We start from the raw sequence: 16813 nt of genomic DNA, 5'->3' as shown, positions 1-16813 counted from the left end.
CAATAACATTTAGAAATGAATTTTTTGGAGGAGGGATAAGTTTGCTTCTACTTATAGGTGCCTTAATTATTCTTCTAACAATTTATCTTCTTATTAAACAGTATGAAACGCGTATGGTCTTATTTTGTTCTGGTTTAGTTATGGCCATCATTGCCGGAGACCCGATGGCAGCGTTCAAGGCATTTTCCCATGCTATGCAGGAGTCGAAAATTTTTGAACCGATCATAGCCGTTATGGGTTTTGCAATGGTACTTAAGGTCACCGAATGTGATAAACATCTTGTTCATTTTTTAGCACGTTACCTTAAAAAGGCAGGGCCTTTCTTGATACCCGGAGCGGTGTTAGTAACATTTCTGATTAACATTTCCGTAGTCAGTGCATCAGGATGTTCAGCCGCTGTTGGGGCCATTTTGATTCCATCCTTGATGGCTTCTGGAGTACATCCAGCGATTGCCGGATCTGCAGTACTTGCTGGAACATACGGTGCTATGTTTAACCCTGGATTTGCTCCTAACATTGTAGTTGCTGATGTTGCTAAGTCAACCCCAATGGCAGTTGTCGCCAATCATGCCATACCACTTGCTACAGTTGGAATTATTGGAGCTATAACTTTAACCGTAGTAGCATACCTACGGAAAGAAAATAAAGGATATGAACCAGATGCTAGCACTATAAATGCTGGACAGCAAGATTTCCAAGTCAATTTACTCAAGGCTTTTGTGCCCATTCTGCCACTCTTAATTCTAATCCTTGGCAATATGAATTTTGTAGCTGCGTTCAAACAGGTGGCAATTTCTCACGCAATGATTATCGGGGTGTTTGCCGCTTTCTTAGTTACCCGTATGAATCCAGGCAAAGTCGTCAAGGAATTCTGGCATGGAGTGGGAGAAGGTTTTGGTCATATTTTTGCGATTATTATATGCTCCCTTGTGTTCGTGAGTGGTTTAAATGCTATTGGTGTCATTCAAGCAGCTATTAACTTGATGATTTCCAATACAGATATTGCAAAGCTAAGTGCTACATTCGGGCCCTTTTTACTTGCGATAATGTGTGGATCAGGCGATGCTGCTCAAGTAGCTTTCAATAAAGCAGTGACAGTTCATGCAGCTCAATTCGGTATAAACGGGATGGATATGGGAAGCATGGCGGCCATTGGAGGAGCACTTGGCCGTACGATGTCGCCGATTTCAGGAGCAGCTATAATCTGCGCAACTTTTGCAGGCGTCAATCCTCTCGAGCTTGCCAAGCGCAATGCGCCTGGTATGATTGTTGCTTTAGTAACCTTAATGGTCTTATTAATGTATAAATAAACTCTTTGTCTGAGTATTTGTAACATTACACAAGATATGAGAAGAGTACCTGAGACGACAACATTTACAACTTTAAGTAATCAATTCGAGTAAATGAGGGGAGAGTGGTGTTTTTGTTAAAAAGCAGCTGGAAAATGTTGGCATGTATTTTGATTCCGGTTATTATTTGCTTGTTACCACCACCGAGTGGATTAGAGCTCCAAGCGTGGTATCTTTTCGCCTTGTATATCGGGGCTATTTTGGGATTAATGCTTAGACCACTACCTGAACCGACAGTTATTTTAATTGCAATTGGTTTGTCTAGTGTTGTTTTAAAGAATACCAATACTCTGTTATTAGGGTATGCCAATTCAGTAACATGGCTGGTATTCTCAGCTTTCATGGTTGGAGCTGCTTTTGTTGAAACTGGACTCGGAAGAAGAATTGCGTATTTACTCATTGGTAAGTTTGGCAGCTCCAGTTTAGGTCTTGGATATGTTGCTGCAATCACCGATCTAGTCTTAAGTCCGGCTACTCCTTCTAACACCGCTAGAACTGGTGGTATTGTTTATCCGATTTTCCGAAGTATAGCCTTAACGTTAAATTCAGAACCAGGTCCTACAGCCAGAGTTATTGGTGCCTACCTAACACTTCTTTTATATGAAATTTCATTGTCCACGAGTTATGTTTTTATGACCGCAGTGGCGCCTAATGGCTTAATCGCCTCTTTTGCTAATAAAATTTTAAAAGTGCAAATAGACTGGATGACATGGTTCCAGGCAGCAGCAGCCCCAGGTTTGATATGTCTCCTTATAATTCCTTGGCTTGTGCATAAAATGTATCCTGCCCAAATTGGTAAAATAGACAACAAAAAGATTGCTTCAGAAGGGCTACAAGACCTCGGACCTTTGTCACGCAAGGAAATGATATTAATTATGCTGTTTATCTTGGCTGTTGCCGGGTGGGCGACAAGTACTATTACAAAGATTGACGCAACTGCAGTAGCAATTGGATTTTTAGCATCGTGTCTATTTACTCGTATTATCAAGTGGGAAAACGTAGTTACCAATCAAGGAGCTTGGAACACGCTCATTTGGTATGGAGGAATCATTGGGTTGGCGGATGGTTTGGCAAAAGCCAAGTTCTTCGACTGGATGGCAAAATTCTTAGGTGCCACTCTTAATTTCTCGGGCTATAGTCCGATTGTTATCTTGGCTGTCTTGTTGTTCTTCAGTGTTGCTGTACGCTACTTTTTCGCTTCGATGGCTGCCTATGTTACAACTATGATCCCAGTGTTCTTCACTATTGGTTTAGTTGCTCAGGTACCGATTATGCCGCTTGCTTTCTTGATCTCATTTTCTGCAGCCTATGGATCACTTTTGACCCATTACGGTGGTGCTGCCGGGGCTGTACTCTATGGACCAGGCTATGTAGATCAAGTAACATGGTGGAAAGTTGGGGCTGCAGTTGTTGTAGTAAGTGTTATTGTTCATCTCGTTGTAGGGTTACCTTATTGGCATATGTTGGGTTTTTGGTAATGAAATAGCGCTAAGGAGGTTTACACATGAAATACGAATTAGTCTTTCCTGGTTTTCCCGGACGAATGACAAGTGGGACATTAGGGTGGGGAGCCATGGTATATATTGAACATCGCTCACACAAAATCATGTTCGACACTGCCGGTCCGGGAAAACGGATTCAAGTACGGCAGAGACTCGCGGAGTTGAACATAGATCCTAATGAAATCGATACTTTGATTTTGAGCCATTTTCATTATGACCATGTATATAACTATGATTACTTTCCTAACGCCCGTATTCTGATGCATAAAGTAGAAGCAGACTGGGTCAGTAAAAATTCTGATAACTATGCTATTCCTCCTCACTTTTTTCCAGCCATACAAAAAACCGGTAGACTGGAATTAGTCAAAGAAGATGCAGAATTTATACCAGGTATCTCCACACTTTTGGTGCCAGGCCATACTCCGGGCGGAATGGCTCTTGTTTTACGGGATGCTAATATGCCGGTTACAGTCGTTGCCGGTGATGCAGTAAAGAATATGGCAGAATTAGCAACAGGCCATGTGCCTAAAGCCTGGGACGTTACAGCAAGCGCGCAGAGTATCAAAAAAATACGTGATATAGCGGAAATCGTGATACCAGGACATGACCGGATTTTAAGAGTTGCAGAAGACCAAATTATTGCAACGACTTCAATCCATGAAACTATCATTATTCCTGCTGGTGTCGCTGATAGTGAGAAACCTAAGAATTTTGAACTTGTCATCGAACAAAGTTCTTTAGCCAAACAAGAGATTCATTAACTACAAATCATAACGAGTAGGTGTAAAAATGACTATAGTAAATTTTCCTTTTGGAAAAGAAACAGCGCAATTGACAATAAATAAGGCGGAGGTATTACTACCTGTAGTAATACCTGGAGTACCTGATGAACTGGATGCGATTCGTAAAGCTTTGGCTACACCAATTGGTAGTGAACGGCTTTCCCAACTAGCGGAGGGAAAATCATCTGTAGCTATTGTAATAAACGATATTACACGACCTGTACCTACGGAGTCTATGTTGACAGCCATTATCGAAGAATTGGCGGTTAGTGGTATCAACACGGAACAAATAACGGTCATAGTAGCTTTGGGGAATCACGAGATGCCCACTGAAGAAGAGATACAAAAGATGGTTGGTTACTGGTATGGTCGCCTGAAGGTTATCTGCCACGATTGTTACGATAAAGCTGCTTTAACGTATGTAGGTAAAACTAAAAGAAATATGCCGGTCTATGTAAATAAGCACTATGCTGAAGCTTCATTAAAAATACTAACAGGCATGATCACACCGCATCAGTCTGCCGGCTTTAGTGGTGGACGCAAGTCGGTTGTTCCAGGCATTGCGGGAATTGAGACGCTTCAGACACATCACTCGTTCCCCATCAGACCGGAAGAAGCGGTAATGGGCATCATCGAAGGGAATGCGTTTCATGAGGAAGCCGTTTCGGCAGCAAAATTGGCAGGAGCAGACTTTATTGTGAATGTAATCAAGAACTTCAAGAATGAAGTGGTAGATGTTGTGGCAGGTGATCTAGTTGAAGCCCATATGCATGGTGTAGCTATATGTGAAAAGTCGTGGATTCGTAAAGTAGACCATGCTTTTGATGTTGTATTTGTAAGTCCGGGCATGTTTCCTAAAGATATCGATCTTCACCAATCGCAGAAAGCCCTTGCAGTCGCAGAACAAGTCACTAAGAGAGGGGGAACGATTGTTCTTGTGGCAGAATGTTCCCATGGTATTGGTAAGTTCGGTGGAATATTAAAAAGGGCTGAGAACGTAGATGTTGTTATAGAGGATTTTCGGAAACAAGGATTTTCTGCAGACCACTCTTCCAAAGCATATATGATCGCTCGTGCGATAAAAAAACATCGGGTTATAATGGTAACTACAGGAATTAACCCTGCCGAATTGGCAGAAATGTTTATGGAAGGCTATACCTCTATTCAGGAAGCTGCGGAAACTGCTTTAGCGGGCTTTGATAACCCTTCAGTTTTGTGTATTCCTTATGCAGGTGAGTGTATTCCAGTATTAGATGCTACTATTCCTTAAAGGTAGCATTTAAACTGAAGATGAAATGGCAGTATTTCCGTTGATCAGAGGGCGAAATCATCTTCGAACGTGTTTAACATGAATGATAACTGATTTGGTTGCTACGCCAATAATTAGGACATAGGTTTGATTACTACGATTGAGACGAGTAGCTAAGCGCTTGGTTGGGTTTTAAATAGGTAAATTCAAAACAAGGCGATGCGAATGATATCAGCGTATCTGGAAATCTGATGCTCCCCTATTTGTGGTAGATATACACAAGTCACTAAATATAACTTTAGCGCAAACGCAGAAGGTAGAGTGATAAAATGGTACAGCTAACAAAGAATGGTGTGTTTTTAATAAAAGGGCAAGTTATAGTTGAAGACAATGGAGCAGTAAATGTTGCCGAGATAAATAGCAAATTATTCGGAGCAGGATTATCAGCATTAAACAGCGGTATTCTAGATAAGAAAGCTGCAAAGGGAGGTACTATTGCTTATCAAATTTTAAGTAGTCATAACATTTCGGGAGATGCTCAAAACTTAAAGATGCGTTTCGATGCATTAGCATCCCATGACATAACATACGTGGGAATTATCCAGACTGCTATAGCTAGCGGCTTAAAGGAATTTCCAGTACCGTATGTACTCACTAACTGTCATAATAGCTTATGTGCAGTCGGCGGCACTATTAACGAAGACGATCATATATTTGGTCTGTCGGCAGCCAAGAAATTTGGCGGAATTTTCGTTCCCACTCATCAGGCCGTTATTCATCAATACATGCGTGAAATGATGGCTGGGTGCAATAAAATGATCCTCGGCTCCGACAGTCATACTCGCTACGGAGCCTTAGGCACGATGGCAATTGGCGAAGGCGGTGGCGAACTTGTTAAACAATTAGTGAAGCGCACGTATGATATTGCGTATCCCGATGTAATTGCTATCTATCTAGAAGGTAAGCCTTTGCCGGGGGTAGGACCGCAGGATATAGCATTAGCCATTATTGGTGCTGTATTTGATTCTGGCTTTGTCAAAAATAAAGTAATGGAATTCGTTGGCCCTGGTATTGATAACCTTTCTGTTGATTTTAGAAATGGTATTGATGTAATGACAACAGAAACTACTTGTTTATCGTCCATCTGGAGAACAGATGAGCAAGTGGCAGAGTACTACCGTATTCATGGCCGCCCTGAAGCATACAGTAAACTCGATCCTAGTGAAATCAGCTATTACGATGGACTGGTCAGAGTTGATCTAAGCCGTATTCGCCCCATGATTGCACTTCCATTCCACCCAAGTAATGTTTGGACTATTGAGGAATTAAATCAAAACGGCGCTGATATTTTACGGCATGTGGAATTAGAAGGCCAGAAACAGCTAGAGAATCCTAATCTAAAGTTTAAGCTGACAGATAAGTTGGTTAACGGACGCCTTAAGGTCGATCAAGGTGTTGTAGCTGGCTGTGCTGGCGGAACCTTTGAAAATATTGTTGCTATGGCACAAATATTATGCCAAAGCTCAATCGGGGATGATGCATTTTCATTAAGCGTTTATCCGTCTAGTCAACCAGTAAACATGGAACTAATTAGTAATAAATCCATTGAATGTCTAATGTTGGCAGGAGCTACTATTCGGACCGCATTCTGCGGCCCTTGCTTTGGTGCAGGGGATGTGCCTAGTCACAATGGATTCAGTATTCGTCATACTACGCGTAACTTCCCTAACCGTGAAGGCTCGAAACCGGATAATGGGCAAATTGCATCCGTGGCTCTAATGGATGCACGATCCATAGCTGCTACAGCGTTAAATGGTGGCAGATTGACTCCGGCAACGGAAGTTGGAAATGTTTTTAAACCAGTACCTTACAAGTTTAATCAAAAGGTTTATGAAAACAGGATATATCAAGGATTTGGCAAAGCCAACCCAGAGGATCAACTGGTATTTGGCCCCAATATTGCTAATTGGCCTAGCATTCGTCCATTGCCTGAGAACCTTCTGCTCAAAGTAGCAGCGGTCATCCAAGATCCTGTGACCACTACGGATGAACTAATTCCTTCCGGTGAGACTTCTTCATATCGTTCTAATCCATATAAGCTAGCAGAGTTTACACTATCCCGCAAAGATCCGGCATACGTAGGCAGAGCAAAAGATGCACAGAATTTAGAGATTAAACGCTTAAGTTTAATTAACGAACAAATAGACAGTGCATTAAGTAACCTAATCCATGAAGTACTGCCTCATACTGGTTATACACCCGAACAGCTACGCCGATTTATCCAAGAGACAGGTATTGGAAGTGTTATTTTTGCACGCAAACCTGGTGACGGATCTGCACGCGAACAGGCTGCTTCATGTCAGCGAGTGTTGGGGGGAGACGCAAATATTGCTCTGGAGTATGCAACCAAGCGCTACCGTAGCAATCTTATTAATTGGGGCATGGTACCATTTACTATTAGTAAGGACGATCAGGGTAAGCTGGAAGTTGACGAATACATATATATTGCAGGTATTCGTCATGCTATTCAATCTGGGGCTGAAGCAGTAGAAGGTATTGTGGTCAGCATTCGTGGTAAAAAAACGCTAACACTCAAGCTAGAATCCCTAACTAAAGATGATCGAGAGATCATCTTAGCTGGTTGCCTAATGAACTACTATAACCGTTAAAGAAGAGTAAACCCAAACCCATCGGTAGTGCTTTTGTGCGCTACCAATGGGTTATTATTCATGGAGGTGCCATATGCAAAAGTTACTTCAGCCAGGTCAGGCTGGAACGGTAGAGTCCAATGACATCATCATCACCATCGCGCCTGCCAATCCTGGTGCCGGTATCATAATTGAGCTCAATAGCCCGGTGATTAAGCAATACGGACCCCGCATTACCCAAGTGATACAGGAGGTATTGGTTAGTCAGGGAATTACCGACGCCCAGGTGCACGCCAATGATAAAGGGGCTCTTGATTGTACCATCCGGGCAAGGCTGCAGACTGCCATACAGAGAGCGTCTGCCAAGGGAGGAATATAGATGGCCAGAATGCGCAGAAGTATGATGTTTGTACCGGGCAATAACCCGGGAATGCTCCAGAACGCCGGTATTTATGGCGCTGATTCCATCATTTTTTGCCTGGAAGATGCCGTATCCATCACGGAAAAAGATGCAGCCCGCCATGTGGTGGCCGAGGCCCTTCAATCAATCAGCTACCCATGTGAAACCTGTATTCGGATTAACCACTTAAGCACGCCTTTCGGATACGATGATCTGGCAGTAGTACTGCCTGCTAAACCGGATCTCATCCGTTTGCCTAAAGCCGAATCAGTGGACGATATTAAAGAGCTTGATGAGATTATTACCAAAGCTGAGCAAGATAACGGCTTTGTTCCTGGCTCTATTGCCATCGGTGCTGCCATTGAAACGGCCAAAGGACTGCGCTGCGCTTATGATATTGCGGCAGCTAGTCCGCGTATGGAATTCCTGGCAATCGGCGGTGAAGACTTCATTGCTGATCTGCGCACCTCCCGGAGTAAGGAAGGCCGTGAGCTGTTCGTACCCCGTTCCGAGCTATTATTAGCTGCCAGGGCAGCTGGCATTCAGGCTATTGACAGCGTGTTTTCCGATGTGAATGATGAAACCGGCTTTGTCGAAGAAGCTAACACCATTAAAGGTATGGGCTTTGATGGCAAGTCGGTAATTAATCCCCGCCAGGTTCGCCTTGTGCATCAGGTATTTCAGCCTACCGCCAAAGAAATTGATAACGCCAAGCGCATTTTAGCAGCATATGAAGAAGCGCTGGCAAAGAAGTCCGGCGTTATTGCCCTGGACGGTAAAATGATTGACGGCCCCATCGTCGTACGGGCTCAGCGCATTCTCGACTATGCGGCGGCCGTACAGAAATAGAGGAGGTATTGTCATGATTAATGCAGCTGGAAGAGACATTCCCCAGCAAATTACAGGCTATAATAACATCGTTCCCTATGCGGGACCGTTTGCCATAACACCGGCGGGCCGTCTCTGGGGTCCGAAAATTCGCTCTGTTAAACCTCGGTCTGAGAAAATCCTCAAATCGATTGACCAGGCAATTGAAGCCGCGGGTCTAAAAAGTGGCATGACCATATCCTTTCATCATCATTTTCGTAATGGCGACTATATACTAAACCTGGTTGTCGAGGCGATTGCCCAAAAAGGAATCAAAGGTTTAACCTTAGCGCCCAGCTCGTTAAACGACGTCAATGACGCGATCATTCCCTATATTGAGGCGGGCGTCATTACCAATATTGAAACAAGCGGCGGACGCGGAAAGCTTGGCAAGCTTATGACAGCCGGAAAACTGGCCAGACCGGTTCTGATTCGCTCTCACGGCGGACGGGCCAGAGCAATTGAAAGCGGTGAACTGCATATTGACGTCGCTTTTCTAGGCGCTCCCTGCTGCGACAAGTTCGGCAATATTAACGGCACGGAAGGCAAATCGGCCTGCGGTTCTGTGGGGTATGCCATGGTGGATGCGGCCTATGCCGATACGGTCATTGCTTTAACCGATAATTTAGTAGACCGTCCCTTGCAGCGGATCAGCATCCCGCAGACCCAGGTAGACTATATTGTTGAGCTGGAGAGCATCGGCAATCCGCAGGGAATTGCCTCAGGAGCCTTGCGCATCAGCCGCGACCCCAGAGAACTGCTCATTGCCGATTATGCGACTACTGTAATTGAATACTCAGGCTACTTCAAAGATGGCTATTCGCTGCAATTAGGCAGCGGCGGCGCTTCGCTGGCTGCAGCCCGGTTCATTAAGGAGAAAATGATTGCCCAGGGGATTACTGCCAGCTTTGGTTTGGGCGGCGTAACGGCTCCCTTTGTGGACATGCTGAACGAAGGTTTGATCCAAACGATTTTTGATGTACAGGATTTTGATCTGCCATCCGTTGAGTCAATAAAAAACAATCCCCGCCATCAGGAAATGTCAGCGTCCTTTTATGCCAATCCCCATAACGGCGGGCCGATCGTGAATCAGCTGGATGTGGTTATCTTAAGCGCAACCGAAGTGGATGTTAACTTTAACGTTAATGTTATTACCGATTCCAATGGCGTAATCATGGGGGCATCGGGAGGCCACTCGGATACCGCTGCCGGAGCTAATCTGGCCATTGTCGTGGCACCGCTGCTGCGAGGCCGTCTGCCGATGGTACTGGACCGGGTAAATACTATTGTTACACCTGGCGAAACAGTGGATGTTATTGTAACTGAACGAGGGGTAGCCGTTAATCCGCGCCGTACAGATCTGATGAATAATCTCAAGGAATCAGGCGTACCTGTCATGTCCATTCACGATTTGCAGCAAATAGCCTATAATCTCGCAGGCAAACCCGAGCCTATTCCGGTCAGTGATCAGATTGTCGGAGTAGTGGAGTACCGGGACGGCAGTATCATTGATGTTATTCGCCGGCCTCTCTGATACAATAAATAGACATATTAGGGGGATAAGGGAACATGGCTAACCAAGTTAAGATAATGGAAACTGTTCTTAGAGATGGCCATCAGTCGCTGGCGGCAACGCGTATGCGCATAACCGATATGATACCCGTACTGGAACAGTTGGATAATGCTGGGTTTCATGCTCTTGAAGCATGGGGCGGAGCTACTTTTGACAGCTGTCTGCGATTTTTGAACGAAGATCCATGGGAGCGGCTGCGAACTTTAAAAAAACATTTGCCCAAAACGCCGATTCAAATGCTGTTGCGCGGGCAAAATGTGTTAGGCTATAACCATTATGCAGATGACGTTGTCACCGAGTTTATAAACCGGGCTGTTGATAATGGCGTTGGTATTATCCGGATATTCGATGCGCTGAATGATGTTCGTAATCTGGAGACGGCGATGCGGGCGGCAAAAACAGCTGGTGCTCATGTGCAAGGGGCCTTTGTCTATACGATTAGTCCCTATCATCATAAGGACAGCTTTCTTCAGGTAGCCACAGATCTTGTCCAGATGGGGGCGGACTCTATCTGCATCAAAGACATGTCAGGGCTGCTGTCTCCTTATACAGCGTATGATCTCGTGCAAGCGCTCAAAGCGACTATCGATAGACCGATACAACTGCATACACACTATACCAGCGGAATGGCATCGATGACCTACCTAAAGGCGATAGAAGCAGGTGTTGATATTGTTGACTGCGCCTTATCACCTTTTGCTATGGGGACTTCCCAGCCGGCCACTGAGGCTATCGTTGCTGCACTCGAAGGGACGTCCTGGGATACGGGAATAAAGAAAGAAGCACTGTACCCCATTGCAGATCATTTCCGCAGTGTGAAAAAGGATTTGGCTGAAACTTTCAAACTCAATACAGCTATGGATATTGATACGAAAGTTCTCTCGTTCCAGATACCTGGCGGGATGCTGTCTAATCTGCTGAACCAGATGAAAGAACAGGGTATGGCAGATAAGTATCCTGAGCTTTTGGAAGAGATGCCGCGTGTTCGAGCCGACTTGGGCTATCCTCCGCTTGTTACGCCTACGAGTCAGATTACCGGCTCGATGGCAGCCTTCAATGTAATGCTGGGCAGATATAAGGTTGTACCTCGTGAAATTAAAGATATTGTCCGTGGTAAATACGGTCGTACACCTGCGCCCATTGATCCTGAGTTCCGCAAAGCAATTGTCGGTGATGAACCGGTTATTAATTACCGGCCGGCTGATGATATCGCTCCACAGATGGCAAGCTTGCGCAATGAATTAGCGGAAAAGGGGTACGCTGGTGCTTCTACGGAAGATGTGCTCTCTTACGCTTTATTTCCGGAAGTAGCGCTAGAGTTCTTCAAAAATAATCGATAAATGTGAAATTAAAAAATGTTACAAACATAGTAAGGCTCTCCTTATCAAAGGGGGGCCTTACTATGTTTGTAACTAATACATAATGAGGTAGTGTTCTAGCCGATTGAGGTTGATATAGGCTTTGAAATCTTGATGAACAGGAGTTGAAAATGATCAATGCGTTAGAAGAAAATTATTAGTATGTCGTTTTTTTACAATACAAAGCCTGTTGACTTTTATATGATAGACTCTATAAAACATAGAAAAAGAGTGAAGGAGGATTTATCATGTTTGAGCAACCAAAAACCTTTAGTGAAAAATATGGCAGGCTAGGCAGTATTGTCGCAATAGTTGCAGCAGGCTGCATTCTTCTTGCCGGCTGCGGCTCCTCTGGTACAAAACCTCAGGCCCAGAGCCAGCCGGCAGCACAGCAGCAAACTGCAGGAGCAGGGCAAAATGATGAAAAGTCTTTTAAAGATTCCTGCAAGGAATTGGAGCTGCGTGGTTTAAATACCAACTATACTCAATATGTCAATAAATTGGTTAAAGCGTCTGGACCTGTAAAAGAAGTAGTCAAAATGAATACTGGAAATGTTCGGGTGAAAATACAATACCCCGATACTGACGCTGTATGGGTAACCACTGAAAAGGCGATGGTTCGTGAGCCGAAAGTTGGAAAACAAGTTGAATTCTGGGGTGTGCTGACAGGCAAAGGCGATAAGTCTAAATTGCCTGAAGTCACAGCCAAGTATCTGAATGTCTTATAGGAGATGAAGCAATATGAGCTATGAAATTGATTATAAAATTTTCGGCCAGGATATGCAGATTGTAGAAATCGAACTGGACCCCGGCGAGACTGTAATTGCGGAAGCCGGCGCAATGATGTTTATGGAAAGCAGTATCGAAATGAAAACGATTTTTGGCGATGGTTCGGATAAAAACCAAGCAGGAGGGTTTATGGGCAAACTGCTTGGCGCCGGCAAACGGCTGCTGACCGGCGAAAGCTTGTTTATGACTGCCTATACGAATGCAGGGGCAGGCAAGCAAAAAGCAGTTTTTACCGCTCCCCATCCAGGTCAGATTATACCGATCAATTTAGCCGGCTATCAGGATAAGATCATTTGCCAGAGAGACAGTTTTTTGTGTGCGGCGCAAGGGGTCGCTATCGGCGTTGAATTTACTCAAAAATTTGGGGCCGGTGTGTTTGGCGGCGAAGGTTTCATTCTGCAGAAACTGGAAGGTGATGGTATGGTGTTTGTGCATGCCGGCGGTACAATCGTTAAAAAAGAGTTGGAAGCGGGAGAACTGCTGCGGGTAGATACGGGCTGCCTGGTTGCGTTTACCAGGGATGTCCACTATGATATCCAGATGGCAAAAGGAATTAAATCAGCGCTCTTCGGCGGGGAAGGTCTGTTTCTGGCAACTGTAAGCGGGCCCGGAACTGTCTGGCTGCAATCGATACCGTTCAGCCGTCTGGCTGACAAGATTATTCAGGCCATACCCAAAAAACAGGAAGAATAGAAACTAACTACATCATAATACGTTTTTCCGCCAGCGGGAAACTTGTAGTTGTGCTGCCTGGAAAGGCAGCCTTTCTTGTATTGGAACAAAGGAGTGAGAGAATGAACAGGCAATTTTTTTTACAGGCAATCGTATTCAGTATTTTATTTATGCTTTTTAGTGCTCATGCTTTTGCGGGCACGGCAGCCGGCACAGTCGTATATGTTCGGGAAAATTTTTACGTTGTGGAAACAGACCGGGGGTACAGCGTAATGGAATGGTATCAGGAAAAAGATCCGGAGGAGGGCGATAAAGTCAGTGGAACCTTTGATCATCCGGGTTTGCAGCAGCTTTATAACGAGACGGCGAAACGTGAGTTCAAGGTTTGGATTTATGATTACTGGCTGACAGAGGAAAAAGCGCATGAAGTTCTGAAACAGCGCGGCGTTAAAGAGTGGCGGGCTCCCTTCCGGCATGATTAGGCCATTAGAGCTATTAGTCCTCCTATTTTATAAGAGATATGGAGCGAAGTAAAAATGGAAAAATTTGTTATAAGCCTATTATTGACTGCTTGCCTGTCAGTGGGAATGATGGCGGGCTCCAAGGGGAAAAACGCTGAAATAAGGGAAGATCTTCATCCCTATGCGGTAAAAACACCGGGAGGGCAGCGATATGGCTATATAGTGCCGCAAACCGGCGTCTGGGTTATTCCACCGTCTTTTGAGCAAGCGCTTCCCTTTGAAGCGAATGGCCTGGCTAAGGTGATGCAAGACGGAAAATTTGGGGTCATCGACAAAAAAGGTTGCTTTGTTGTCAAGCCGGTATATCAGATGATCAGTCCGTTTCAGGACGGGATGGCCATGGTGCAGACCGAGCAGGACTGGGGCTTTATAGATGAACGCGGTGCGTTCATCGCCATGCCTGGGACTGTAGAATCGGGGCAGCTTTTTAAGGAAGGGCTTGCTGGTATTCAAATTAACGGACAGTGGGGCTTTTTAAACCGGAAGGGCCAGATTGCCGTTCCGGCAGCATTTGACAGCGTGCACGAATTTGAAAATGGCCTGGCAGCCGTGGTTATAAATAATAAATGGGGCTATGTCAACAAGGAGGGGAATCTGACGATTACCCCTGACCTGGATGCCAAGCCGAGCTTTTATAATGGTTATGCTGCTGCCTCACAAAATGGCAGGTGGGGTTATCTGTCAGAGGTGGGAAGCTGGGCCGTAGAACCCCGGTTTGAAGCGGCTCTTGGCTTTTTTTCAGGACTGGCGGCAGTCAAAGAAAACGGCAAATGGGGTTTTATTGATTCGACTGGTTCGCTGGTCATTGAGCCGCAATTTGACGGAGCCGGCAGCTTCGAGCAGGATTTGGCGCCAGTGAAACTTGGTGCGCAATGGGGTTATATAAACAGGCAAGGCCAGGTTGTCATCGCGCCCCAGTTTGAGCGGGCAGCCGTTTTTTCGGGCAAGCTGGCACAGGTGGTCAGCCAAGGCCGCTGGGGTTTTATCAATCGCCTGGGCAAAATGAAGATACCGCCGCAATATGAGGATGTCCGGCTATGGAATTCGCAGCCCGGACAGATGCTTTACTGGATTAGCAGCGGCGGAAAATACGGCCTAATGGATGGAAACGGACTTTTCCTTCTTCCGCTTGTTTTTGATGAAATCAAACAGTTGAATTTTAAAAACCCGGATCTCGAATATATCGCAGTCTGCCGGGAGCAGAAATACGGGATTTTGAACATGCGCGGTGAATGGATCATTCAGCCTGTTCTCTGGCGGCTGCCGGACGCGGTATATTTGGCTTCCAAGATTGCTGTAATTTATGAGGATTTTTACGGCGCCGACGGTGCTAAGATCCAGCAGCATTATGCTAATCTCACGGCTAGCGGTTATCGGTTCCAGCTAAACCTCCAGTATGAAGCGGCCTTGTCCGCTTTCCGGGCAGCCCAGCAGATCAATCCGCAGGATCAGGCAGCTAGCTGGGCGATCAATCAGCTCCTATTGCAACTAAAACAATAGTAATATGCTTTTTAATTGGCCTGATGAGCACTGGGGTTGGGAATAGAGAGCATGCATTACAAGGAGGTTTAGTGGTGGATTTTAAATAAATCAAATATAGAAGAGAGGAAATGACGATGAGTAAAAAAATAGTAGTATTGGCAGCGTTTTTGCTGACGGTATTCTGTTCCAGAGCGGCGTTAGCCTCCGATGTGCAGATTACTAACAAAGCCGGTTTTGACTTTTATGAGGTGCACTTTGCTCCGGCTAATTCTGCCAATTGGGGTGAAGATGTACTGAATATGAATGTGATCTTAAATAATGAAACGGTTACCGTCCATTGGGATAAAGGTGATCAAGATCTTTATAACCTTATGGTAATTGATGAACAGGGACATAAATTCTATTGGTCTAAGTTAAACCTGAAGGAAGTATCGCGAATTACATTAAAGCCGGAAAGTCATGCCGATTTGCAATAGTGGATGGCTGAGACGAGCAGGAAATTTCTATTATAATAGGGAATGAATTTATAAAGTAAATAACAGATAGACAAGCAGCAGTTCTGAATGCAAAAAAATGCTTCGGAACTGTTACTTTTTTGCACTGGCAGCGTTTAAAATATGGAAGTAATAAGAAAAACATGAAAAATATAGTAATGATTGTAAAGTTTACTTATAAATTGGCCGATATAAAAATATAAGGGTTATTTTCAATCAAGGAGACGGGAATCAAATGGTGCAAAACTTGCTTGAATGCTATCAAAACAGGGAGGAAGGCTTTTGGAAAGCCGAATCCGAATTTAAACCGCTGGGCCTTTTTCGCTATGTCTATTGGGAGTTTGCTAATGGCAGTACAACGACACCTGCCGATCCGCATGTTCATGTGATTTATGTGGTCAAAGGCAGCTGCCAATATGAAGGGTTTTCGATCAAACCGGGCGATGCATTTGTCAGCGGTTTAAACAAGGTCCCTTTGACCAGCAGCCTTAAGAATTTTGCGCTGTTTACCATTGATATGGATTTTAATTTTTATTACCGGATGACAGGAATGGTGCCTTCGATGTTTTCCGAAGTAGCAGTCAGACTGGATAGCTTCAATCCGTTTTATCAATTGGGGCGTCAGCTGTTTGAATTGCCTATGAACCGGTGGATACATACAGCGGAAAGCTTTATGCAGCAAATGATTCGCTGTCAAGCTGTGCGATACAGTTCACAATTTCAGCGGATCGCCGAAGCAACAGGTTTATTGGCTCAAACCTGGCATCAGGGAACGGAGGTTTTGCAACGTGATTTTGCTGTTTCGTACCGGCAGCTGCAGCGGGATTTCGTTTCCGTAATGGGAGTTACGCCCAAAGAATATGTCGGAATACTGCGGTTTAATCAGGTTTTTAAACTGCTTAACGAATATAATCTAACAGAGGCGGCTTTGAATGCCGGTTATTGGGATCAGGCACATATGATCCGCGATTTTAAAAAAATGTCCGGGTTTACGCCGGCGCAAATTAAAAAACTGGATTTTTTTTATATGACCAATGAATTACGGAGAGATTTACATATTTAAAAATCAAACAAAAATGGTTGAAAAGTACAGCGACATCAAAGGATGTCGTTTTTTTACAATACAA

Annotated in this window: 15 protein-coding genes; all 15 read left to right on the top strand. The window is 44.7% G+C overall.

Going from position 1 to position 16813, the window contains the following annotated elements:
- The first annotated feature begins 41 nt into the window (after positions 1-41).
- Positions 42-1310, top strand: a complete 1269-nt coding sequence (dcuC, locus tag EV210_RS00170; protein WP_132073794.1) for a C4-dicarboxylate transporter DcuC — start codon at positions 42-44, stop codon at positions 1308-1310.
- 113 nt (positions 1311-1423) lie between these two features.
- On the top strand, positions 1424-2827 hold the full coding sequence (locus EV210_RS00165) for a DASS family sodium-coupled anion symporter (protein ID WP_243650363.1): 1404 nt from the start codon (positions 1424-1426) through the stop codon (positions 2825-2827).
- 26 nt (positions 2828-2853) lie between these two features.
- A complete protein-coding gene (locus EV210_RS00160; RefSeq protein WP_132073792.1) occupies positions 2854-3612 on the top strand; it encodes an MBL fold metallo-hydrolase in 759 nt (252 codons plus the stop codon).
- Between the two features lie 28 nt (positions 3613-3640).
- Positions 3641-4903 carry a nickel-dependent lactate racemase family protein gene (locus EV210_RS00155; protein ID WP_132073791.1) on the top strand — a complete coding sequence of 421 codons (1263 nt, stop codon included), beginning with the start codon at positions 3641-3643 and terminating at the stop codon, positions 4901-4903.
- A gap of 308 nt (positions 4904-5211) precedes the next feature.
- Positions 5212-7551, top strand: coding sequence for a hydratase (locus tag EV210_RS00150; RefSeq protein ID WP_132073790.1), 2340 nt, complete (start codon positions 5212-5214; stop codon positions 7549-7551).
- A gap of 73 nt (positions 7552-7624) precedes the next feature.
- Positions 7625-7909 (top strand): citrate lyase acyl carrier protein, encoded by a 285-nt coding sequence (gene citD / locus EV210_RS00145; protein WP_132073788.1) that lies wholly within the window; start codon positions 7625-7627, stop codon positions 7907-7909.
- Entirely contained in the window at positions 7910-8779 is an 870-nt protein-coding gene (locus EV210_RS00140) for an aldolase/citrate lyase family protein (RefSeq protein ID WP_132073786.1), read from the top strand.
- Positions 8780-8792: 13 nt separating this feature from the next.
- Positions 8793-10331: a citrate lyase subunit alpha gene (gene citF, locus EV210_RS00135; RefSeq protein ID WP_132073784.1), complete on the top strand. Its 1539-nt coding sequence runs from the start codon at positions 8793-8795 to the stop codon at positions 10329-10331.
- Positions 10332-10366: 35 nt separating this feature from the next.
- Complete coding sequence (locus EV210_RS00130; RefSeq protein WP_132073782.1) at positions 10367-11710, top strand: pyruvate carboxylase subunit B; 1344 nt, start codon at positions 10367-10369, stop codon at positions 11708-11710.
- A 266-nt stretch (positions 11711-11976) separates the two neighbouring features.
- Positions 11977-12456, top strand: coding sequence for a hypothetical protein (locus tag EV210_RS00125; protein ID WP_132073780.1), 480 nt, complete (start codon positions 11977-11979; stop codon positions 12454-12456).
- Between the two features lie 13 nt (positions 12457-12469).
- Complete coding sequence (locus EV210_RS00120; RefSeq protein ID WP_132073778.1) at positions 12470-13210, top strand: TIGR00266 family protein; 741 nt, start codon at positions 12470-12472, stop codon at positions 13208-13210.
- 101 nt (positions 13211-13311) lie between these two features.
- The gene (locus tag EV210_RS00115; RefSeq protein WP_132073776.1) at positions 13312-13671 is read left to right on the top strand and encodes a hypothetical protein; all 360 of its coding nucleotides are present in this window, start codon (positions 13312-13314) and stop codon (positions 13669-13671) included.
- 54 nt (positions 13672-13725) lie between these two features.
- Positions 13726-15210 carry a WG repeat-containing protein gene (locus EV210_RS00110; protein ID WP_132073774.1) on the top strand — a complete coding sequence of 495 codons (1485 nt, stop codon included), beginning with the start codon at positions 13726-13728 and terminating at the stop codon, positions 15208-15210.
- 116 nt (positions 15211-15326) lie between these two features.
- Complete coding sequence (locus EV210_RS00105; protein ID WP_132073772.1) at positions 15327-15668, top strand: hypothetical protein; 342 nt, start codon at positions 15327-15329, stop codon at positions 15666-15668.
- 253 nt (positions 15669-15921) lie between these two features.
- Complete coding sequence (locus EV210_RS00100; protein ID WP_132073770.1) at positions 15922-16749, top strand: helix-turn-helix domain-containing protein; 828 nt, start codon at positions 15922-15924, stop codon at positions 16747-16749.
- Positions 16750-16813: the final 64 nt, after the last annotated feature.

Origin of the sequence: Anaerospora hongkongensis (assembly GCF_004339805.1) — a bacterium.
In the GTDB taxonomy this organism is placed as follows: domain Bacteria; phylum Bacillota; class Negativicutes; order Sporomusales; family DSM-15969; genus Anaerospora; species Anaerospora hongkongensis.
This window is presented reverse-complemented; position numbering and strand designations above follow the sequence as displayed.